Annotated in this window: 23 protein-coding genes; 3 read left to right on the top strand and 20 right to left on the bottom strand. The window is 31.9% G+C overall.

Features of this window, described 5'->3' with window-relative positions:
- Positions 1-387: 387 nt before the first annotated feature.
- From VS182_RS02980 to VS182_RS02900, 17 genes are all read right to left on the bottom strand, one after another.
- A complete protein-coding gene (locus VS182_RS02980; RefSeq protein ID WP_479485014.1) occupies positions 388-1,212 on the bottom strand; it encodes an NAD(+)/NADH kinase in 825 nt (274 codons plus the stop codon).
- Positions 1,213-1,371: 159 nt separating this feature from the next.
- Complete coding sequence (locus VS182_RS02975) at positions 1,372-1,917, bottom strand: hypothetical protein (protein WP_479485013.1); 546 nt, start codon at positions 1,915-1,917, stop codon at positions 1,372-1,374.
- A 241-nt stretch (positions 1,918-2,158) separates the two neighbouring features.
- The gene (locus tag VS182_RS02970; RefSeq protein WP_479485012.1) at positions 2,159-2,968 is read right to left on the bottom strand and encodes a TlyA family RNA methyltransferase; all 810 of its coding nucleotides are present in this window, start codon (positions 2,966-2,968) and stop codon (positions 2,159-2,161) included.
- 96 nt (positions 2,969-3,064) lie between these two features.
- Positions 3,065-4,951 carry a 1-deoxy-D-xylulose-5-phosphate synthase gene (dxs, locus tag VS182_RS02965; protein WP_479492720.1) on the bottom strand — a complete coding sequence of 629 codons (1,887 nt, stop codon included), beginning with the start codon at positions 4,949-4,951 and terminating at the stop codon, positions 3,065-3,067.
- Positions 4,952-5,018: 67 nt separating this feature from the next.
- On the bottom strand, positions 5,019-5,966 hold the full coding sequence (locus tag VS182_RS02960; RefSeq protein WP_479492719.1) for a polyprenyl synthetase family protein: 948 nt from the start codon (positions 5,964-5,966) through the stop codon (positions 5,019-5,021).
- Positions 5,963-6,211, bottom strand: a complete 249-nt coding sequence (xseB, locus tag VS182_RS02955; protein ID WP_479485009.1) for an exodeoxyribonuclease VII small subunit — start codon at positions 6,209-6,211, stop codon at positions 5,963-5,965. Before xseB ends, VS182_RS02960 begins: the two co-directional genes overlap by 4 nt.
- Positions 6,201-7,358 carry an exodeoxyribonuclease VII large subunit gene (gene xseA, locus VS182_RS02950; RefSeq protein ID WP_479485008.1) on the bottom strand — a complete coding sequence of 386 codons (1,158 nt, stop codon included), beginning with the start codon at positions 7,356-7,358 and terminating at the stop codon, positions 6,201-6,203. The genes xseB and xseA overlap by 11 nt, the downstream gene beginning before the upstream one ends.
- On the bottom strand, positions 7,348-8,238 hold the full coding sequence (locus VS182_RS02945) for a bifunctional 5,10-methylenetetrahydrofolate dehydrogenase/5,10-methenyltetrahydrofolate cyclohydrolase (protein WP_479485007.1): 891 nt from the start codon (positions 8,236-8,238) through the stop codon (positions 7,348-7,350). Before VS182_RS02945 ends, xseA begins: the two co-directional genes overlap by 11 nt.
- 174 nt (positions 8,239-8,412) lie before the next feature.
- The gene (locus tag VS182_RS02940; protein ID WP_479492718.1) at positions 8,413-8,655 is read right to left on the bottom strand and encodes a hypothetical protein; all 243 of its coding nucleotides are present in this window, start codon (positions 8,653-8,655) and stop codon (positions 8,413-8,415) included.
- Positions 8,656-8,665: 10 nt separating this feature from the next.
- The gene (gene nusB, locus VS182_RS02935) at positions 8,666-9,076 is read right to left on the bottom strand and encodes a transcription antitermination factor NusB (RefSeq protein WP_479488858.1); all 411 of its coding nucleotides are present in this window, start codon (positions 9,074-9,076) and stop codon (positions 8,666-8,668) included.
- A gap of 81 nt (positions 9,077-9,157) precedes the next feature.
- On the bottom strand, positions 9,158-9,751 hold the full coding sequence (amaP, locus tag VS182_RS02930; RefSeq protein WP_479485004.1) for an alkaline shock response membrane anchor protein AmaP: 594 nt from the start codon (positions 9,749-9,751) through the stop codon (positions 9,158-9,160).
- A gap of 39 nt (positions 9,752-9,790) precedes the next feature.
- Positions 9,791-10,189: an Asp23/Gls24 family envelope stress response protein gene (locus VS182_RS02925; RefSeq protein ID WP_479485003.1), complete on the bottom strand. Its 399-nt coding sequence runs from the start codon at positions 10,187-10,189 to the stop codon at positions 9,791-9,793.
- Positions 10,190-11,536 (bottom strand): acetyl-CoA carboxylase biotin carboxylase subunit, encoded by a 1,347-nt coding sequence (gene accC, locus VS182_RS02920; protein WP_479485002.1) that lies wholly within the window; start codon positions 11,534-11,536, stop codon positions 10,190-10,192.
- Between the two features lie 24 nt (positions 11,537-11,560).
- Positions 11,561-12,139 (bottom strand): acetyl-CoA carboxylase biotin carboxyl carrier protein, encoded by a 579-nt coding sequence (gene accB / locus VS182_RS02915; protein WP_479492717.1) that lies wholly within the window; start codon positions 12,137-12,139, stop codon positions 11,561-11,563.
- 397 nt (positions 12,140-12,536) lie between these two features.
- Positions 12,537-14,585 carry a transglycosylase domain-containing protein gene (locus VS182_RS02910; protein ID WP_479485000.1) on the bottom strand — a complete coding sequence of 683 codons (2,049 nt, stop codon included), beginning with the start codon at positions 14,583-14,585 and terminating at the stop codon, positions 12,537-12,539.
- 86 nt (positions 14,586-14,671) lie between these two features.
- Positions 14,672-15,712 (bottom strand): LacI family DNA-binding transcriptional regulator, encoded by a 1,041-nt coding sequence (locus VS182_RS02905; RefSeq protein WP_479484999.1) that lies wholly within the window; start codon positions 15,710-15,712, stop codon positions 14,672-14,674.
- Between the two features lie 25 nt (positions 15,713-15,737).
- On the bottom strand, positions 15,738-16,769 hold the full coding sequence (locus VS182_RS02900) for a bifunctional 3-deoxy-7-phosphoheptulonate synthase/chorismate mutase (protein WP_479484998.1): 1,032 nt from the start codon (positions 16,767-16,769) through the stop codon (positions 15,738-15,740).
- A 1,033-nt stretch (positions 16,770-17,802) separates the two neighbouring features.
- On the opposite strand from VS182_RS02900, the gene VS182_RS02895 reads away from it, so the two are divergent.
- A complete protein-coding gene (locus tag VS182_RS02895; RefSeq protein ID WP_479485128.1) occupies positions 17,803-18,579 on the top strand; it encodes an ABC transporter ATP-binding protein in 777 nt (258 codons plus the stop codon).
- A gap of 205 nt (positions 18,580-18,784) precedes the next feature.
- Here VS182_RS02895 and VS182_RS02890 read toward each other — a convergent pair whose 3' ends face one another.
- From VS182_RS02890 to VS182_RS02880, 3 genes are all read right to left on the bottom strand, one after another.
- On the bottom strand, positions 18,785-19,186 hold the full coding sequence (locus VS182_RS02890) for a VOC family protein (RefSeq protein WP_479484997.1): 402 nt from the start codon (positions 19,184-19,186) through the stop codon (positions 18,785-18,787).
- Between the two features lie 68 nt (positions 19,187-19,254).
- Positions 19,255-19,419 carry a hypothetical protein gene (locus VS182_RS02885; RefSeq protein ID WP_479492716.1) on the bottom strand — a complete coding sequence of 55 codons (165 nt, stop codon included), beginning with the start codon at positions 19,417-19,419 and terminating at the stop codon, positions 19,255-19,257.
- A 1,262-nt stretch (positions 19,420-20,681) separates the two neighbouring features.
- Positions 20,682-21,407: a S1C family serine protease gene (locus VS182_RS02880; protein ID WP_479484996.1), complete on the bottom strand. Its 726-nt coding sequence runs from the start codon at positions 21,405-21,407 to the stop codon at positions 20,682-20,684.
- Between the two features lie 174 nt (positions 21,408-21,581).
- Here VS182_RS02880 and VS182_RS02875 point away from each other — a divergent pair, with 174 nt between their 5' ends.
- Together VS182_RS02875 and VS182_RS02870 are read left to right on the top strand one after the other, a co-directional pair.
- Positions 21,582-22,292 (top strand): hypothetical protein, encoded by a 711-nt coding sequence (locus VS182_RS02875; protein WP_479484995.1) that lies wholly within the window; start codon positions 21,582-21,584, stop codon positions 22,290-22,292.
- Positions 22,289-23,491: an ATP-binding cassette domain-containing protein gene (locus tag VS182_RS02870; protein ID WP_479488855.1), complete on the top strand. Its 1,203-nt coding sequence runs from the start codon at positions 22,289-22,291 to the stop codon at positions 23,489-23,491. The genes VS182_RS02875 and VS182_RS02870 overlap by 4 nt, the downstream gene beginning before the upstream one ends.
- Positions 23,492-23,569 lie beyond the last annotated feature (78 nt).

The raw sequence follows: 23,569 nt of genomic DNA, 5'->3' as shown, positions 1-23,569 counted from the left end.
TTTTCAGGAATACTGATATTTACAATTAACAAAGATACTTGGTATTCATTGTTATTTTTCAAATTTTATTCAAAAATCGCAAATTAAAAGATAACGTCTTTTATATGTTTTATTTTATAAACACTAAAGTTTTAGTTATTCAGATTTATGATTAATAGCTTTAAATTTTTTCTAAAAATAAATACAAAGAACAATCATTTTATTTCTTTATAATATTTTTATATTAAAATTAAAATATATTTTATTAATTATATTTTAACACTATTTATGGCATTTAAAAAAAAGTAGTCATTAAAATAGCTTTGGATGAATGCAATTAGATGCTTTACAGCATTTTTTTTGGACAATCTCACAATAAAAAATTATAAGATAAAAAACCTCAAGGATTTATTTCGCATAATCCATGAGGTTTTTTAATGAATTTATGAAATTATTTTTTTTCAAAAATAAAAGACTCGTTTTATATGTAGAAGATTTAATAATAACACTATCTTCAATCCCTAATATTTGTCGCATCTGACCATCTACAGTTAAAATAGCAGATTTCAAACATTTGACCAAGGTAATTTTAATTTGAGAATTACTATCTAAAACCAAAGGTCTAAGTGTAAGTTTATGAGGACAAACAGGCATAACTAATATATTTGTCAGCTCAGGTAATATAATAGGTCCTCCACAAGAAAGAGCATATGCTGTAGACCCTGTTGGCGTAGCTAGAAGCACCCCATCTCCTGTATATGTGGTTAAGAATTGATTATTGACCTCTATTTGTAAAGTGATTGTTTTCTCAAAGGTATCTCTTAATAAGCTCACTTCATTGAGAGCAATATTATTGCTATCATTAACCTGTAACATATGACGAGTACTAGTAAGGTATGTTCTTTGTTTTAAAGCTTCAACAACTTGAGATAACTCATCAGATCTAGCTCCAGTCAGAAAACCAAGTCTACCTAAATTGATACCAATTAAAGAGATATCCCAAATAGCCAGTCTATGTACCATATCTAAAAGAGTACCGTCACCGCCTAAAACAATAGCAACATTAAATAATGGCTTTTGTTTTAGCATGTATTGTTCATCTTTATCATAAACTATTTTTTCATATGAAAATTTTATTTTTTCTTTTTTTAACAAATCAATTAATTCTAATAATATTTTTTGTGAATTATTCTTATCTGGATTATAAAATATCCCAATAAATAAATCCTGCAAAAAAATACATCTCCTTTCTTTAAAACTATAAATTAAATAAAAAATTATATAAATACAATAAATAAATTCAAGTCCTCTTTAAGTTTTTATTTATATTTATTTATATTACAATACACATATTATATTCAAATTATTATATCAATTAAATTAAATATATTTCTATATGTTGCGGCAAATCCAACCAAAAAAAATTAAAAAAAGAATACCTAAGATAATATAACCCTTATTTAAAGCTTTAGGCATTCTATGTAAATTAATCTCAGCAATTATATTAATCGTCTGTATTTCTTTTCGTTGTAGGTCAATATATAAAATACCTGTTGGTTGCCATATTAAATGATACACAAAAAAACGTTTACGAAGGTTATGGCCGTTCAAACGTAATTTTCGTTTGGTATTCTCTACCATAACAATATACCAATCATCATCTTTCTTAGCTAAATAGTCAACTTTTATATAGCTATCATAAAGTTCGTTATTAAAATTGATACTTATTTTACAATCCTCAGTTTCTTTAAAAACAAAAAAACCATGCTCATGTAAAAGCTCAGAAACTTCCCCGGATGGTAAATATTCAAGCGAACGCTCTCTTGGTGTAAAAGTTTTTTTCCAACTTAACCATCTTTTGTGTAATTTATTATAAATGAAATAGGTCACAAGAAAAATTAGCATTATCATGACTAAAAAATCGCCTGATTCGGTCATATCTCACTCCCTAAATAAAAGAAAGGACTAATTAGGGAAAAATTCGGAGTGAAAATCATATGTTCCTGCTAATAATTTAAAATATGGTAATTTATACCCTTATAAAAAACACTAAAAAAAGAAAATAAAAAAATTTAATAAATATAATATAATATAAATATAAAAATTAAAATAGATAAATCATGGAATAATAAAATTAATATGGCTTTTTTAATATAAAAAATAAAATAAATAAACTAATTTAAGCTTCTTTATGATAAGATGCTAATATTTGCTCAATACTTTCATCAGAATATCTTTGTACATCAGACGTTGCTTTAAGATGACCAAAAAATTCAATGTTACCTTTAGGACCTTTTAAAGATGAAGGTATTATTTTTAAAAGCTGCCAGTTAGCTTGATAAGCAGAAAAAGAAACTTTTTGTAAAACACGCATATGTACTTTAACATCTTTCACTACACCATTTTTACCTACTTCAGAACGCTCAGCCTCAAATTGTGGTTTTATAAGCATAATCATTTCAGCTTCGTCGTGGATAAGTGTACGAAAATGTCCTAAAAGACGGGCTGTAGATATGAAAGATAGATCAGCTGTAATTAATGTTGGCATACCTATATTCCATAAAATAGGTGTAGCTTTAGCAATATGTTGTCTTTCATAAACAATAACACGGTTATCTTGACGTAATTTCCAAGATAATTGGCCATAACCAACATCTAAAGCATATACATATTTAGCCCCATGACTAAGTAAACAATCTGTAAAACCACCTGTAGAAGCACCTGCATCTAATACAATGCGATCTTGCAAATCGATCTTGAATGCGCTTAAAGCACCTTCTAATTTCAAACCACCACGGCTTACATACAAAGGTTGTCGAGGTCGTATACGAATTTCTGCATCTTTTAAAACCATATGACTAGGCTTAATAATAGGATAATTATCTACAAAAACCTCGCCTGCCATAATAAATCTCTGTGCTAAATTACGACTAGAAAAAATGCCTTCTTCTGTAAGTAGCACATCTAAACGTACACGTGATTTAGCCAATGATATATCATTCTCTCCATATATAAAATTTATTAAAGAAATGTTTTATTAAAGAAAAAATATTATTAAAAAAAAGATTATTAAATCAAACACTTTTTAAAGCAAACTTTTAACTTCATTTAAAATATTATCGACTGTTAATCCAACTTCAATTCGTTGATCTTCAATGCTACCGTGTTCCACGACTTTGTTATCTATCCCCATAAGACGTACGGGGAAAGACACCTGTAACTTTTTAAGAACATAAAATTCTAAGATAGATGATCCTAAGCCACCTGCTATGATGCCTTCTTCAATAATTATGAGCGGTATTTTATCCTCGTAGATGGAAAGTAACATTTCTTCATCCAAGGGCTTTACAAAACGCATATTAATCACACGAACAGATATTCCCTCTAAAGCTAATTTTTTTGCTGCTTGTTGAGCTAAATAAACCGTTGTTCCTAAACCTAATAAAATAATATCATTGCCTTCAAAAACAACTTCGGATTTACCAATTTCAATCATTTTGAATTCATTGTCTAAAGTAACACCTAAACCGCGCTCTTTACTATACCTTACAACAACAGGTCCTTTTTCTTTAGCAACCATTACAGCCGTATATAGCATATGTTGCAATTCATTTTCATCCTTGGGCATCATCATAATCGTTAAGCCTGGTTGATTACGCAAAAAACTAATATCATAAACCCCTTGATGGGTTTCGCCATCTTCACCAACAAAACCAGCCCTATCTACGGCTAAAACAACAGGTAGCTTCTGTAAACAAATATCATGGATAAATTGATCATATGCTCTTTGAAGAAAAGTAGCATAAATAGAAACAAGGGGGATAAACCCATCGTTAGCTAAACCTGCAGCAAATGTTAATGCGTGTTGTTCTGCAATACCTACATCAAAAACACGCTCTGGAAAAGCCTTATGCACAGCATCTAATTTTGATCCTGTAAGCATAGCGGGTGTAATAATAACTAAACGAGGATTAATTTGCGCCATTTTAAGCAATGTTTGACCAAATATAACTGGGTATGTAGGTGTTTTTTGTTCTTGTACATCTTTCTGTTTTTTAAATTCAATCTTATAATCAGCACTAACACCATGGTAAAAAACAGCATCTTCTTCCGCAGGCTTATAGCCTTGCCCTTTTTTTGTAATAACATGCAAAAGAACTGGGCCTTTTGTTTGATTAGCCAATTTGAGTATACCAAGAAGGTCAGGCAAAGAATGTCCGTTAACAGGTCCTAAGTATGTAAAACCAAGCGTTTCAAAAAAAACACCCGAAACTAATAAATACTTTAAAACATCTTTCAATTTTTCCAATGTTTTAACCACGGGCTGTCCGACGGTTGGAATTCTATGTAAAAAATGTTCTAATTCTTTTTTAAATCTATTATATCCAGGGTGTGTTCTTAGGCGAGCTAAATGATTTTGTAAAGCTCCTACATTAGGACTAATGGACATCGCATTATCATTTAAGACAAGCAACATATTACGCTGTTCTTCACCGATATGATTTAGTGCTTCTAAAGCCATACCACCAGTCATGGCTCCATCACCGATAACAGCTATAATATTATGCTTTTCTCCGCGCAAATCACGAGCAACCGCCATACCTGCTGCAGCGGATAATGATGTGCTTGAATGGCCTGTCTCCCAAGCATCATGTGGACTTTCATTACGTTTTGGAAAACCAGATAAACCCTTTCGTTGACGTAAGTTAACAAATTGATCTCTTCTACCTGTTAATATTTTATGAACATATGTCTGGTGTCCGACATCAAACAAAAATTTATCGCTAGGACTAGCAAAAATCTTATGTAAAGCAAGAGTTAACTCAACAATACCTAAATTAGATGCCAAATGTCCTCCTGTCATCTTTAAGCTTTGCAAAAGAAAAGAACGTATCTCATTAGACAAAACAACAAGTTGGGATATAGTCAGTTTTTTTAGGTCTTTAGGCGAAGAAATGTTGTGAAGAAGCATCTAATAATAACCTCTCTTTCCAATAAAGAAATTGCCGTTATATGATATTAAAAGATGATACTTATGCTTAATTTTGCCGATCTATAACCAATTTAATAAAATCTATGAGGCCTGTAGGTAACAAATGAGGACAAAGATGACCAATGGCGCGTTCCGCTTTCAAGTATAAATCATTTTTAGATATAGGGATGATATTCACATCACCATCTAATATATCATCTTGTACCTGAAAAGCTAAACCTACATAAGTAGCATATTGGGTTAAAGATGCTAAGATATCCTCATCTCCGCCAGCAATATATACACCTAAACGAGCACTTAAAACAAAAAGCGAACTCGTTTTTTTAAAATATATTCTTTCTTTATCTTGGCATATTTTTTTAATATCTATATATTTAACTTTTTCGTGTATTGTGTTTTCGTGTATTGTGTTTTCTTGTATTGTGTTTTCTTGTATTGTGTTTTCTTGTATTGTGTTTTCTTGTATTGTGTTTTCTTTTATTTTTTCAACATTTGTTAATTGTGAACATATATCTTCCACCTGGCCTGAGACCATACCATGTACACCAGCATAATAGACCATTTCACTTATGGTCTTAATAATAAGTGAAGCTGGCCAATCTGCTTTTGCAGCTCCTTTAGCCATTAATGCCCAAGCTTCGGTTAATAGAGCATCTCCAGCTAAAATAGCTATGGATTCACCAAACATAAGATGGCTAGTTGGTTTTCCCCTACGAAAATCATCATTGTCCATAGAAGGCAAATCATCATGTATTAAAGAATATGTATGCAACATTTCAACAGCACAAGCAAAAGATAATGCCTTATTTATATCACCACCACAAGCTTCGGTCGTGATTAGCAGCAATAACGGTCTAAGACGTTTTCCTCCGCCTAACAAGGAATAGGACATGGCTTCTTTGAGAATATCAGGTACATTTTGCATATCATTTAGAGCATCTTTTAATGCGGTATCAATTTTCTTAATATGTGATTCAAATAAATGATGTTTCATTCTGTTCGCTCCGTTGCTAAAAAAGGCTTACGTACAAAATCGCCGTCTTTTTCTATAAGCTGTTCAACTTGTTGTTTGGCGGTAGTTAAACATATTTTACAATGTAAAATTAATTTTATACCATCTTCATAAGAAGAAACAGCCTCTTTTAAAGTTGTATTTGGATCATTTTCTAATTTATGCAATAAATTTTCTATACGAATAAGAGATTCTTCAAAATCAAGTCCTTTTTCTTCATCTGCCATCAATTAAACCTCCTTGCTCTACAGTTACAACTCTTACAACAACCTTTTGTTTACGCCAATAAAGGAAAAAATCCATCCCTATCGTTAAATCAACTTTTTGTGCTTGAATCTTATCATCAAAAGAAAGTAGTGCATAACCTCTTTCCAGCGGCTTATATGGATCTAAGGCTGCGAAAGAAATTTGTTTTTGTTGCAAATCTCTTGATTTGTTTTCGAAGTATTTACATTGTTTTAAACGAATAAACATTGTTTGGATTTCCTGATATTTTTTATATAAAATTTGCTCAAAAACGTAAGTAAACCGTTCTTTATAACTATTTAATCTCTGAAGTAAAGCGGCAATATCTGGTGATACACGTGTAGCTGCTGCTGTTGGTGTCACAGCATGTGAATCAGCAACAGCATCACTTAAGGTCATATTAGTAGCATGTCCAATAGCAGCGATCACAGGTGGCTTAGCTTTAACAATCGCACGCACAACCTCTTCGATATTAAAAACCTCAAGATCTTCAACAGATCCCCCTCCTCTACCGACAATAACAACTTCTACTTCAGGATAATTATCCAAATGAGCTAAATTATCGACAATGCTCTTAGCTGCTTGTTCACCCTGAACCAATACAGGAAAAAGCAATATACGAGATATAGGCCATCGATGCTTTAAAGTAGTGACAATATCCCAAATAACCGCTCCTTTGCTAGAAGTTATCACACCTATACATTTTGGAAATAATGGTAAAGGTTTGCGATCCCTCGTAAACAATCCTTCTTTATCCAATATATCCTGTAATTTTTGTAAAGCGGTCTTTAAACTACCAACACCACGCGGCCGTATCTCATGAATGATAAATTGCACTTTGCCAGCTTTTTCATACATAGCCATATGGCCATAAGCTAAAATATGATCCCCTTCTCGTAAGGGGATCATTGTCCATTGAGCATAGCGTGCAAAAAACACAGCAGAGATACGCGTCAACTCATCCTTGAGTGTAAAATAACAATTACCTTTTTTTCCTGTTTGTGTGAAGTTAGAAATTTCACCCTCTAACCAAATACCCTGTAAATGTTCTTCTCTAGCAATACAATATGATAAATGAGCTACTGCTTCTGTAATAGATAAAACATGTATGGAACGGTCATTTAACAAAACTTTGTTCCTCCAAGCAATTTGTTTGTAACACAAAAGCGCGAAACGTATTAGACAAGAGCATCGCAACTGTCATTGGTCCTACACCTCCTGGAACGGGGGTAATAGCTGAAGCGATAGGCGAAACATCTGCAAAATCTACATCTCCAATGATCTTACCAGAAGATAAACGACTAATACCTACATCAATCACAATTACATCCTGTTTAACATGCAAAGCCTTAATTAAATGCGGCACTCCTGTGGCAACAATCAAAATATCTGCTTCTTTGGTATGTTTTTCTAAAAATAATGTCTTAGAATGACAAATCGTCACGGTAGCACCATATTGCGCCAACATGCAAGCTAGCGGTCTACCGACAAGCATACCGAATCCTATGACAACCACATGCTTACCTGTTAAATCAGGTACATTATGTTCTAAAATTTTAATAATACCTAAAGGTGTACAAGGTAAGAACTGTGGATCACCTAAAAATAATCGACCTAAATTGTACGGCGTAATACCATCAACATCTTTATTTGAAGGAATAGCTTTTTGAATAGCCAATAGATTTAGGTGATCAGGTAAAGGGATTTGCACTAACAATCCATGTATAAGAGGATCTTGATGACATTCTCTAAGGCAATCAATAATCTTTTGTAGGTAAACATCTTCTTTGAAATGATAAACTTTTGATTTAATCCCAATATCATCACAAGCTTTTATTTTCGCATTTACATAAATACGAGAAGCAGGACAATCGCCAACTTCAACAACCGCTAAACAAGGTCTACCATATTTAGCAGAAAGATTACTTATATTTAACTTTAAGTCTTCCTTAAAAGAATTAGCCAATGATTTACCGTCAATTATTTTTGTGAATTCAAAATCCTCCATTTCCCTTGTATAAATATCATATCCCTTAGTTTATCCTATTTAAATTTATACAATCGCTCTACTTTATATAAAAAATACCTTATAAACTGTAATAGCGGTCTGCTGACAAGCATACCGCATCCTATTGTTACCTATATATACTTTATTTTATCATATTTAAATTTATACAATCGATTACCGACGCATAAAAAAACGCCGAATTTGCATCAAAGATTTCATGCCATTTTCTAAACAAAATCCTATGAAACCAAAAATTATAACCATAATACCAAAACACAAGGTACTATAAAAACCAAAATTAAGATAAACCACACCTAAAATTAGGCCTAATAAAAGACCAAATAATGTGCCATTGCGCTGGAAAAAAAATTTATTAAATTTCTTTTCTTCCATAAATGAAACACTCCGTTTCACCATCAAATAAAACTCAAACTAAAGGCTTTTGAACAAAACTACCTAAAACACCATTTACAAAAGAAGGTGATTCTCCACAACTAAAAATCTTAGCTAAATCAACAGCCTCATTTATCACAACTTGAGGCGGTGTCTGGCGCTCATACAAAAGCTCATAAATAGCTAATCTCAAAATAGACAGATCTATAACTGATAATCGCTCCAATGACCAACCTGTTTTTAAAAGAGGGCTAATTAAAAGATCTATCTCTTCTTGTTTTTTTTTGGTACAAAAAAATAACCTCTGCGCAAAAAGAAATCCCTCAGATGATTTAGCTTTTTCGGTCTCTTCACCATCTATAGGGATATAAAAACCGGCTTCTTGATTAAATTCTGACTGATATAAAACTTGAATGACGCGTTCTCGTGCCTTTCTGCGATTCATTAATCTATCCCCTTATAAAAAGCACAACAAATCAATTAATAAGTTTTAAAAAATAAAAAAATCAGATAATATAATCCAGGATTAAGACTCAATATACATCGCTACATGATCAACTGCAGCTACTTTAATAAATTTAACATCTACACGGCTAACATCAATTCCTGTGATATTTTTTATACATTCTTTAACAGATAATTGAAGTTTAGTAGCTAACTCGGGCAAACTACCCTCACCATCTACTGTAACCTTTAAGCAAATTTTTAAGCCATCTTTTAAATTATCGCGTGGAAATCCCACCCATGCCGTAACATCTTTAATATCTTTCATACGCTTTGCTGTACGTAAAGTTAAGCTTTCAATCACGTTTGACGAAATTTGAATATCACCTGATTTAGAAGACATATTTATCGCTAATTTAGCAGGATTTTTAGAATTACTGCTGATGACAAAAGATATAAAAGCACCTATAAAACCCAAAAAAATCAAACTAGAAGCAAAAATCATAACATCCCAAAAAAATGCAATACTTAGAATATGGAATATATATAGTTTAAGACCATCTAAATCAACCATCATTTGTGTAAATAAAACAACCCAAGGTGTAGACAGAATTAAAAAAAAGATGCCCAGTAAAAATACGAGATAACGTTTCCCGGTAATACGACTTTGCTGCAAATAACTCTTCCTCCTTTAAGATTATAAAAATCAGTCCCCCTAGGGGGACTTGATACTATCTATACGAATGTTTATTGAACTCACGGTGATACCAATCATTGATTCTAAATCCTCTTTAACCTTTTTTTGTACATTACTACCTACCGTAGGTATATGTATACCCATATTAACAACTAGGGCAATGTCAATCACCGTTGTCTCATCACTCAGATTAACTTTAACACCATTTTTCACTACACCTAAACGATTGAACCAATTATTAGGCGCAAGATCAGAAACGCCAGTTACCCCACCTAAAGAATGGACTCCTTCGACCTGACAAGCTGATAAACCCGCAATTGTTTGAATCACCTCGGGCGAAATCTCAACTTTACCAAATGCAGGTGTAGTCTGCTGTTCTACCACAGCAACATCATTACTCTTTTCTGTATATTTCATTTATAATATCCCCTCCTCTTCACATACCTGCAAAAATTGCACATGAATATCGCCTTCTATAAACAAGGGGTGCTCCAATAACTTAAGATGAAAAGAAATCGTTGTTGAAATACCATCTACTACAAACTCTTTTAGACATCTTATCATTCTACGCCTAGCCTCTTCACGATCTTGGCCCCAAGTTATAACTTTAGCCAGCAAAGAATCATAAAAAGGAGAAATATTCCAACCAGAATAGCAAGCACTATCTACACGGACACCAGGCCCTCCTGGAGGTAGGTAAAAATTGATATGTCCAGGTGTCGGTCTAAATTGATTTTCTGGAGATTCTGCATTTATACGACATTCTATTGACCATCCCTGAAATTTAATATCTTCTTGTTTAAATGGCAAAGGCTCCCCAATAGCTACCAACAACTGCAGCTTAACAATATCCCAACCCGTAATCATCTCTGTTACAGGATGTTCAACTTGTACACGTGTATTCATCTCCATGAAATAAAAATGACCATCTGGTGTTAATAAAAATTCAACTGTACCAGCACCTGTATAATCAACAGATTTCGCCACATCAATAGCCACTTGACCCATCTTTATACGTAATTCATCAGTAAGAGCTAATGAAGGTGCTTCTTCTATCAATTTCTGATAACGCCTCTGAATAGAACAATCACGTTCTCCGAGATGAATAACATTACCATGTTGATCAGCCATAATTTGTATTTCAATATGCCGCGGTCTATCAAGCAAACGCTCCATATAAACTTGCGATGATCCAAAACAAGCCAGAGCTTCTTGTTGAGCAAGATGAATCGACCGTAACAAGTCATCAGAATGAGCCACAACACGCATACCTCGACCACCACCGCCTGCAGATGCCTTTACAAGTAGCGGATACCCCACTTTGTTTGCTAACTGCTGCACACTAAGCACACCTTTAGCCAAATCACCACCAGGTATAATATCAATACCTGCACGCATAACAGTCTCTCTGGCTATTTGTTTATCTCCCATCTTAGAAATAACCTCCGGGCTAGGACCAATAAAACAAATACCACAAGCATTACACAGTTCAGCAAAATCAGCATTTTCTGCTAAAAAACCATATCCGGGATGAATAGCGTCCGCACCAACCAAAGTCGCTATACTCATCAAATTAGTCATATTTAAATAGCTCAAAGCAACAGCGGCTGGACCTATACAATAAGCTTCATCAGCCAAAGTTACATGCAAAGCATCACGGTCTGCTTCTGAATAAACAGCCACGGTAGCCAAGTTCATCTCTTGACATGCTCGTATGATACGTACAGCAATCTCACCTCTATTGGCTACCAATACCTTCTTCACAACACTTATCCTTTCCCGCTTAATTCAATGTTTCTGCACCAGAAATAGAGGCTGCCCATATTCAACTAATTGTCCATTTTCAACCAGGATTTCGACAATAGAACCTTCTATCTCAGCTTTAATTTCATTCATTAATTTCATAGCTTCTACGATACAAACCACCGTATCTCGCTTAACCACATCCCCTATATCAACAAAATTTTGCGCCGACGGAGATGGTGCTTTATAAAAAGTTCCTACAACTGGTGATGAAATATGTTGTAAATTCTCATCATCATCATTTATAGATATTACTTTATCATCAACAGCAACCTCAGATTTTTTTTCTAAATTATTATTCCTTACCACAAAATTCTTTGTATTACTAATATCACCTTTACTAACATTTATATTATCCGAAGAAACATCTAATCCTTTAGGCGAATATTTATCTAAGATCAGATGGTTTTCATCTTTTTTTAGTTCAAAATGGCATATACTGGATGTATCAACCATTTTTATTAATTTACAAATTTCATCGATCGTTAAACGCATGCAGGCTTTCTCCTCTCTCCACCTGCTACAGTGTTTCTTTGTACGACCATTGTAGCCATTATAAAACATTTAAGCCAATATCTTTTATGTCCTTTTATCTAACTTATGTGTGGAAAATATGTTCAAAGATCAATATTTTAATGCTGTTATTTATTTTATATTTAATACTATGAATATTTAAACATGCATAATGACTTATAAAAATAATTGATTTATGAACCTAATACAAAATAAAGATCTTCCCTCAAACAAAAGTTTAACACAAAAAAAACGATTTTGTCTGCTCTTTAAGTTTATTGTTTGAAATTTATCTTTAGCGCTACAATAGCATGAAATGATGACAACATAATCAATTTTATCAGTTACATATTTTTGACACAAAAAAGTCCATTATATTTATCTTCTAAAGAAGGTAGATATAATGGACTTTTTATCTTCCAATTATCTTTTGATGTAAAAAAAGACATCACCAAGAACTTCCTGGTGGTGAAAGTTGTGGTCTCTTAGCTTGAATATCACGAAAAAATTGAATAAAACCCTCACGTGCACGACTTTTACCTGTAGGAATGTTAAAAGGATAGCCACTCCATACACCCATTGTAATTTCCGGTGTAAATGCTATAAACCAAATATTATAATCATTAGATGTCGTACCTGTTTTACCCGCCAAATAATAATCAGGGAAATTTTTACCTACCTCATAACCAGTTCCGTGTTCATCATAAATAACAGCTTGCATCATTTTTATAAGTTGCTTCGTTGTACGCGATGAAAAAACTTGAACCTGAGCTACATCATGTGAAAAATTAAATATTTCATTTCCATGAAAATCAACAATACGATCAATAAGATGCGGCTTCTTAAAAATACCTTGATTAGCAACCATTTCATATGAACCACACATATCCTTAAGTGTAAAACCAATACTTAACCCACCTAATATAGAAGCCTCTTTATCTTTATTCGAAATACTCATACCCATTTTTTGTAAATAGCTATTAGCACGATCACGTCCTAACATCCGAAAAATACGAATTGCAGGGATATTGCGTGATTCACGTAATGCTTGGGCTACTGAAACCGAACCTTTATACTGATTATCAGAATTTTTATATACGCCTGTTCCGTCAGGCTTAGCTAAAGGCGTATCTTCCATATACGTATTAGGAGTAATCAAACCTTCCTCAATCGCCGGGCCATATCCTAACGGTATTTTAATAGAAGAGCCTGGCTGATTAGAAACAAATAAAGCATAATTTTGTTGATCTTCCTTGTAGTAATTACTATTAGCAAAAGATAAAATGCCACCAGTTTTATTATCGATAAGAACAGCACTAAGTTTTTCTTTAATTATTTTATTTTTCATAGAATATTTATTATAAGGAAAATCTTGTGCAATACGATTGCTACTATCATAAATCTCCGCATCAATCGTTGTGTATATCTTCAACCCTCCCCGCGTAACCATAGAGTACCTTTCCTTACGTGTCATTTTTTTCATCTCCGGCAATTCACCTAAAATACGCATAGCTTCACTCTGAACAGCATCAATAATAAAGGGATATTTTTGAAATGAACTAACCGGAGGAACCTTAATAATGGCTTCTTCTATATCAAATTCCAAAGCTTCAAGATACTGTTTCTCTGTTATAGCACGATTACTCAACATGGATGATAAAACTTGATGCATACGTTTAATGCCTCGCTCTAATTTATGATGAGCAAATAAAGGATTATAATCATTAGGGCTTTGAACCATACCTACTAAGTAAGCAGCTGCAGCAATAGGTAATTTCTCAATATCAAGACCAAAGATATCTTTAGCACCTGCTTTAAAACCTTGTATGTGTTTTCCTCCTAAGCTTTTACCCAAATATACACTATTACAATACAAAAGCATTATTTCATGTTTTTCATAATAATTCTCTAAACGATTAGATAGAATAATTTCCAATAACTTACGAGTAATCGTACGTTTACGATTCTTCAAAATCGTATTTTTAACCACTTGCTGGGTAACAGTACTACCCCCACTCGTACCTGCCAATCCAGATATGGGTAATTTTAATCCATATGAATTTTGTAAAAACAAACTTAAATTTTGTAACGCAGCTCGTACAATAGAACTAAATACAAAACCGCTATGCGTATAGAAATTCCTATCTTCAGTTGATAAAATAGCTAACTGAATATTACGCGGCACACCTTCAATATCAAAAATCATTTCACGATGTTCAGGATTAATAAGCTCACCTATAGATGAACCTGGCTCAACATCATTTAGAGGTCGAAAATATGCATAACTATTTTGCGACCAACTATCAAATTCTGCTTTGAAATCATTAAGATTCCAAATTTTAGCATCTTGAACAATACCTAAAAAACCACCTAAAACTAATCCCAAAGAACCCATAAAAGAAAATACAGCAATGATAAAACAAAAAGAAATAAATAACACCAGAGGACGAGCCAAACGTCTTGGTGTTTTTTTTTTTATATCCCGAGGGGCTACCATAATAAAAATCCCCTTCCAATTGAAACTTTATGAAAATTATTTTCTCCTAAAAATTTATTCTTATCTATGATTTAAATAAAAATACATTAATATAAACGGAAAATAATTTCCTGACTATCTAAATGCATCGAATTATGAATGTCCATCCTATAAGGTATTAAAATAGATTTTTCTGCTATAAATATTTTATTAATATACTGAACTAATAAATACATAGCAGCTGCACCAATATCATAAACAGAAGCACCTACATAACTCACAAGAGGCCGTACTTGATCTTTAATAATAGGATCAGAAAATCCAACAAAGGCAATATCCCGAGGAATAAGTCTACCTGTATCTAAAATTGCATTTATCGCTCCAGGTATAAGTGAATTATGCGCAATTAATACAGCTGTTAAATTAGGATTTTGCGCCAGCAAAAATTGCATACCATCATATCCAGATATATATCCTAGACCAACTCCAAGAACAAGGTTTGTATTAAATACAAAACCTCGATTCAATAAGGTCATCCTATACCCTTGTTCACATATATGTCCTGAATAATTAAGCGTACGCATAAAACCAAGCTTTTTGTGTCCTTCGGATAACAACATAGATACTGCTTCCTGTGTCATCTTCAATTCATCCACCGATACACAAGGTATAACAGATAATTTGTCACTCATAGCCATGAGAACGACTGGTACATCCATTGATTTAAACAAAGATCGATGCATAGAAGTAATTTCATTACCTAAAAACAATAACCCATCCACGCGTCGTTCTAAAAAAATTTCAATCGAACGCAATTCACGCTCTTGACATAAATCAGAACTGTTTATGAAAACACCATATTTATATACATTAGCTACGTCTTCAATCCCCCTCATTAGTTCTGCATATAAAGATTGAGAAATATCAGGTAAAACAACCCCTACAGTCATTGTTTTTCTACAAGCTAAACCTCGAGCTACAGCATTTGGCCTGTACCCGAGTTGTAAAATAGCATCAAGAACCCGTTTACGTGTCGCATCCTTGACATTAGGATTACCATTCACAACACGAGAAACAGTAGCTCTTGAAACCCCAGCCTCACGAGCAACACTATAAATAGTCGTTATATCTTTTTTATTATATGGCATATTATAAACCCCTCATTATACCTATTTAAAAGGCCTTTATGAAGGTCTTAAAATCACTTAAAGAAAGCTGTTGCTGAGCATCCGATTTAGCCAAAAATGGTTTTGGATGAATTTCTATCATAAGGCCATCTGCACCAACAGCTAAAGCCGCTTTAGCACAAGGTAATATAAGATCCTTACGACCTGTAGCATGAGAAACATCAACAATAATAGGCAAATGACTTTCTTGCTTAATAGATGCTACAGCAGCCAAATCCAACGTATTACGCATAGACGACTCATAAGAACGAATACCGCGTTCGCACAAAATAACTTGTTGATTTCCACGTGCTAAAACATATTCAGCAGCCATAAGCCATTCATTGATCGTAGCTGATATACCCCTTTTTAAAAGTATCGGACGATCCACCTCACCAAGAGCACAAAGAAGTGGATAATTATACATATTTCTCGCACCTACTTGAATAATGTCAACATACTTCAAAGCTTGATCCAAATGTTCAACACTCATCAATTCGCTCACAACATACAATCCATAAGCATCTGCCGCTTGACGCAACAGAACCCAACCATACTGACCTAATCCTTGAAAATCATAAGGTGAAGTACGAGGTTTAAAAGCTCCTCCACGCAAAAAAGTTAACCCCTGCTCATAAACAGCTTCCGCAACAGCAAAAATCTGTTCTTCAGACTCAACAGAACATGGCCCAGCAATAATTTTAGCTATGCCATCACCAATAGAGCTAGTACCTACCTTTATAACCGTATCAGAAGCTTTGTGCAATCTACTTACAAGCGGTATATCACCTTTAGATGGTATATTTACCATATCAAACGAAGCTTGTCTAATATTCCTCCATAATTCTTGCATGATATCACGCGCTAAACTATCATTTGGAAACGACGATAAACCATCATCTAGAAAATCCATATCTTTAATATCCACAAAACCATCATCCGAAAAAATTTTCTTTAATAAAGAAAATCTCTCTTTAAAAAGAGCAGATAATTTATCATCTATTTCTTTTAATTTAATAATCATCATCTTATTTTTCATCTAAATATATCAACCACCTAATTAAAAATGAATAAAAAACATAAAATACAAAATATCGAATGAAAAACAAAATATAAAAAGTTAAATGAAATAAAAATAAGTTAATACAAAAAAATCATCAAGCTAATTGATTACATCTATTAATTAATATGTAAGATGATTGTAAAAATATCTTTCATACTAAGATTAAATTAATCATTTTATATAATTTAAATTAAATACTTAATTCTAATGTCAAATTTATCATAAATTATTTAAAAGAAATTAATATAAAATAAATTATAAAATTTTTTTGCTATGATTTTAGAAAATAATTATTGTTTATTGTTTCTATTTTTTAGTTTTTGTTTATTGTTTCTATTTTTTAGGTTTTGTTTATTGTTTATGTTTTTTAGGTTTTGTTTATTGTTTATGTTTTTTAGGTTTTGTTTATTGTTTATGTTTTTTAGGTTTTGTTTATTGTTTATGTTTTTTATTTAACACTTCAAAAATGTGAAACAAAGCAAATAATCATCAAAAAAAATTTAAAAGTAGATACCAGAAAATAAAACATAAAACATAAAAAAATATATAGGAATAAAAATCATATCTTTTATATATTTGGATGCCGCCCAAAAATCAAATGATCATTATAAAAATTTAATTTATAAAAATCCCACAATTTATATGGAAAATGAAAGGATTCTTTTAAAAAACTTATGGCTTGAATCATAAATAATACTAAGTTTGGATGAATAAATGATGCAAAAATACCGAACAAATATAAGGAATCGATTAAATATAAAAACATGATTTGAAAAACATTTGAAAATAATTTCATAATCAGTTATGATCATTATATTAATTATTAATAATGGCCATACAAATGTTATACAATCATTTTGAATATATAATATTAAATTCATTTCTAAATTCAATCATATGATTTTTTCTAATTTTGACATTTCTAAAATTAACGAAACAGATACTCCGCGAAAATTAATTAGTAATACAATATGAATATAAAATGGGGGTCTTTTTAAAAAAAATGAGCATATTACAAACAAAGAAGATAACTAAAGTCTACAACGAAAAAAGTAAAACAGCTAATAGCTATCGTGCCTTAACAGATGTAAATTTATCTGTCGAGCGTGGTGAATTTTTAGGTATCATGGGACCTTCGGGTAGTGGTAAAACAACACTATTAAATATCATATCTACTATAGACGATCCTACATCAGGGGAAGTTTTAATAAACGATAAAGATATTCATAAACTTTCCAAAAATGATCTCGCGAAATTTCGTAGACGTGAACTAGGTTTTATATTCCAAGATTTCAATTTATTAGATACACTCACAATCGGTGAAAATATCCTATTGCCTTTAATGCTAGAAAATCAAAATGTAAAATCCATGAAACAAAAGTTGTTTGAAATTTCCTCAAAGTTAGGCATTAGCGGCCTTTTAGAAAAAAGAATTTATGAAGTATCTGGTGGACAAGTACAAAGAGCTGCTATAGCCCGAGCGGTGATAAATAAACCTGTCCTAATCTTAGCGGATGAGCCAACAGGAAGCTTAGATTCTAAATCTTCAAAAAATGTGATGGAAATTTTACAGAATTTGAATGAAGAAGATCAAGCTACTATAATCCTCATCACGCATTGCACACAAACAGCTAGCTATTGTAACCGTGTTGTATTCTTGAGGGATGGCCGTATATGCGGTGATGTTAAAAAACAAGATAGTACCAGACAAGAATTTTCACAAAAAATAACTCATAACTTCAATATAATTTGTGAAACAAAAGATGAAATACCACAACATGCATAAACCTCCATAAAATGGTGGTTTATTTTCTTTGGAAATATGACTAGAAATTTAGCAATAAAAGAATTGCTATGCATTCCAAAATTCAAATCCACCGCAATTCTTATTTTCTACTTCTTAATTTTAAAATTTATTGTTATTCGCCTAAAATGTATCATTAATAAAGACCGTTTATTTTTTTCGTACTAGACTACAAAACATAGTTCAGTTAACGGGATCTACCTGCATCTTCTACCTGAGGCTGTACAATGATGAATTGATTACCATAAAGATCCTCAAAAGCTGATTGTACACCCCAAGGCTTACTCTGTGGTTCCATCAAGATACGAACACCTTTTTTACGCATCTTTTCAATATCCCTAATACAATCATTTGTTTCAAAAACCCACCCAGCTATATGTCCCGCTTTTTTTAATCTCTCATCTGCTTCATCTTCCATTACGCCATGTAAATGTATTTCTAAATCATCTTGCCCAGGCAAACACATCGTTAACCAACGTATATCTTTAAAATGAGCATCATTCTTAACTTGCCATCCTAATTTCTCGGTATACCACTTTTTAGCCTCATCTTGGTTCTCAACAATTAAGTAAACATGTGTAAGTTTCACAATAAAAGTACCCCTTTGTTTAATATAGCTTATTCTCACCTTAATTATCGCTCACATATACACATATTTCAATCTAAATGCCCTATATAAGTCACCTCTTTTACAGATTTACTCAGTATTTTTTCATTCCATTTGGAATTAGTCATCATATGGCTTATCGTTTGTGGGCACCTATTATAAAAGCTTTTTTTATGAATATCTGACAAAGTTACGTTAAAGTTTTGTGACAACATACCATCAATAATATGAAAAATATGATTAAAAACAAATGCAGCAAGATGAAGTAAATTGGGATCTTAACCCCAATTTACGAAAAAATTTGACCAAATGAGATTTATTTTTTAACCTACAATTAATAGACATTCTTTATCCTACTGTTGTGTTTTATTTGAACATTTACATTCTACACAGGTGATAGAGGAATGTCTATTTTTGTTTGTAAAATCTTAAAATATAATATATTGCAAACTTTGGAAATACCATAATATTTTCTTGTTTTTATTAATTATTTGCATTTTTTTTGCTTTTTTTGTTTTTTTTGCATGTACAGTTATACTGAAATTACAGCGGCGAGCTTGGGATATCAAAAAATCACAAATATATGTAAAAGAAATCACTACCGGCAGTATTGAAAAATTAAAGAAAATTCCGACTTGTCAATAAACCAGATTATATTTAAAAATAATAAGGCGTCCTAATATATAATAAAAATAGCTGTAAAAATTGAATTTTATAATTTTTATTTATATTTATGATTTATAATTAAAAAGAAATCCCAAACTTAAAAATCAGATAATTAATAAGTTATATATAGATACACAAGATATAATTTCGTTATATTTAATATTTAAATATATGAATCAAATGTAAAAATAAATAAAAGAAAACTAAGTTTAAGAAAAAGATTATATTTTTTACACTTTAATATTATCAATAAATTTTAAAAAATAATAAGTCCTTATGGTATCCTTTAGGACAAACTATGAATTTTTACTATAGTTTATCTTCTTATAATATTTTGTTTGCAAAATTTCTAATATTAGGAATAGTTATTTTGTCTTTTCTTTTAGAATTAAATTTTATCTTAATAATTAAGATATAAATAACAAAAAACAACACTATTTTTAAATTATGTTGTTTTTTGTTATTTATAAAAATATCATACTTAAACTCGAAAATATAAAGGCAAAAAATGCATTTTTATATAAATTTCATCTCTTAACAAGATTTTTAAACTTTTATGCGATTTGAATGTTTATTCGGGCAATTATAAAAATATATCTTATAAATTAAGAATAAATAAATCGGAATTGTTATTTTAGAATTTTATTTTTTTAATAAATTTTAGAAATGAAATGAAATGAATATAGAAATTATTTATATTAATCGCCCATAATATGTTTAAGAATAATTATATAAAGAAATAAAAAACAAAAATTTAAAATTAATAAAATATTATTTATAATGCATGTGATTAAAATAATTTATAAAAAATTCACATAAAGAAGCATTGTCTTAAAAATTGACGAATCTCATTCACACTAATGGCAAATCCCAAGTTCTGTGCAGACTGAATAACCAATGTACACATCCCTATGACATAACCTTGTGAATTTAATAAAGGGCCTCCACTATTTCCTGGGTTAATAGCAGCATCTGTCTGGATACAATTGCGATAAACGCGGTCTCTAGCCTCTACAACACGGTTAATACCACTAACAACACCTACCGTTACCGTGCCTTCTAATCCTAATGGATTTCCTAAAGCAGCTACCCATTCCCCTAGTTCAACTAAACGTTCATCTCCTAAAGGTAATGGTTGCAAATCTATCGTAGTAGTTATACCTAGGAGGGCAAAATCATTCTTTTTGTCTATGACTAATACTTTAGCAGGTAATAACTGTTTACTCCTATATAATCTTACCAAGAGGGGATCTCCATCTTGAATAACATGATAATTTGTCATTATATACCCACTAGGATGAACAATAAAACCCGATCCTATATTCTCAACAACTCTGTCCAACCTAGGATCAGAGTTATTCCCCCTATTCAAAAAATCATCTAAAGATAAATTAGGTTTGGATGCAGCTGGTTTTCTAACGACAATCATAGCCAAGCCGGGCAATGAACTTCGTACCATTTTAGATAAAGAAGCCATGCGTTTTTCTAAAGTCCATACTCTAGTTTTCCAACTTTTCATTCTACGTGGTGGTTTCATTAACCATCATTCCTCCCACCACCTCATTTATGCATGAGTATTTTGCTGGAAATATCAATCACTTAATAAGGATCTAAAATATAGTAATATTTAACACATAATAACAAAAAAGTTTGTTTTTTAATTATGTATGATTCAACCAAACCTGGTAAATCATAAAAGAGAAAGTTCTTCATGGTAGGTGAAATGGATATGATGATCATCTTACAAAATGAATTTTCTTTACGACAACGCGGTTGGCAATTACTTTTATTAGTCTTTATATTAATAGTGATCTCCTTAACATTATCAATACAATATCAAAATTTCTTAGAGGCAACTAACGATGAAAATACAATCATACCACCTGGTTTGGTATTTCGTATCCTAAGTTTATTAATTATGATTTTTAACTTCCCCCTCGTCTTAGCCATATCTCACAGTTCAATTATTGATGATCAACGCTCAGGACGTTTGCCTTTCTATCTAACAAAAATGTCATGCGCAGAGTTTATCTTCGGCAAATTTATAGGAATTGTATGTTTTTGGTTAATCGTTATCATCTTTTCTTATGCTATTTTAACACTCAATTATGAAGGTGGTTCACTGATAGAATTAATCAATATATGCGCAATACCAGTTTTATCAACAGGGATAACTGTACTGTTATCAAGTTTTTTTACAAAATCAGCCTTTATTTTACCCGCAGGGCTAGTCACATGGGTTTTATTGCTCATACCAAATTTTCTTATTTATCCTAATGAATATGATCCTTTACCCCTACAATTTTTAGTAACACTATTCTGGACAGAAAAACCAAACATATGGATGCATCTAACACCTATTATATTAGGATTAATTTGCTCATTAATCGCTGTACCTTTGCTAAGGAGGCGGAATATATGAATAGTGATCATCGTCTGCCTAGCAGAAAACAACGTTATGCCAAAAAAAACGATCCTAATTGGCTCAAGAGAACAAATTGGATGCACGGGATGGAAGCGGCTGATGAATTTTATATAGACGAGAAAGAGAAAAAAACAAACTCTCCTCAAAGCGAAGATCCTGGCGTAGAAAAAAAATATTCACGACTATCACGTTTAGTCGAAAAACATAAAAGAAAAAATTTTTGGCAAAAAAAAATATTTAATAAAAAAGAAAGCGATGAATTATCTTTAAACAAAAAAAGCAATGATTATCATCAAGGTATTTGGATGAAAAATATATCTTGTAGTTTAAAAAATAACGTCGTATTACATAAATTCACACTAGATATACCTCCTGGGCATATCTTTGGGCTCATAGGTCGGAATGGTGCAGGTAAAACAGTCACAATACGTACATTAGCTGGTCTAATTAAACCGTCATTAGGCGAAATATTAGTGGCCGGAAAAATTTTTTCCGCTTGGAAAAAACCTCCTGTGTCGGTGTTACTGGAAAAAACAATTACTTTTCCTCAATTAACAGCCATGGAACATCTAAAATTATTATGTAAAATTACACAACAAACGGTCAAATTAAGAAAATTACAGGAATCATTGGAAGAGTTAGACATAGATCCGCGAAATAATAACCCTGTCGGGACATTTTCTTTGGGTATGCGAAAAAGACTGAATATCGTTCAAACGATCATAAGCAATGAACCTATTTTGCTTTTAGATGATCCACTAGCTTCTTTAGATAACAGTATATGCAAAAAAATAATCTCGTTGTTAAAAATACAAGCAGAAATGGGCAAAACAATTCTATGTACATCATCAGAAATCAATATGATACCAAAATTTTGCCATCGCTTAGGTATACTGGAAAAAGGCATCCTTCGTATGGTAGGAACACCAAAAGAATTATCTGAAAAATTATCTGCAGCCGGGTTTTTAAGGTTAAATATAAATACAATCCCTTTAGAAGATGATCGTCTACAATCTTTGAAAAATCGCATGCCTCCTAATGTGGTAAAAAAATTATCTTTAGAAGAAGGTTGTTTAGTAGCGTGTATGGAAGATAAATACCATATACCTATGTTTATCGCTGCACTCCAAGCTGAATCCATACCTATATATGGTTTGCAAGCCCTAGATCCTTTAGAAACATCACTGCAATACTAAAATAAATATCATATGTATTAATATTTCTAGATGTCTTTAAAGATCCTTGTTACAATTAATATGCTTATAGTAAAACAG

Source organism: Pasteuria ramosa (assembly GCF_056496785.1).
Note: the sequence above shows the minus strand (reverse complement) of the source record. Positions and strands in the feature narration are given on the sequence as shown.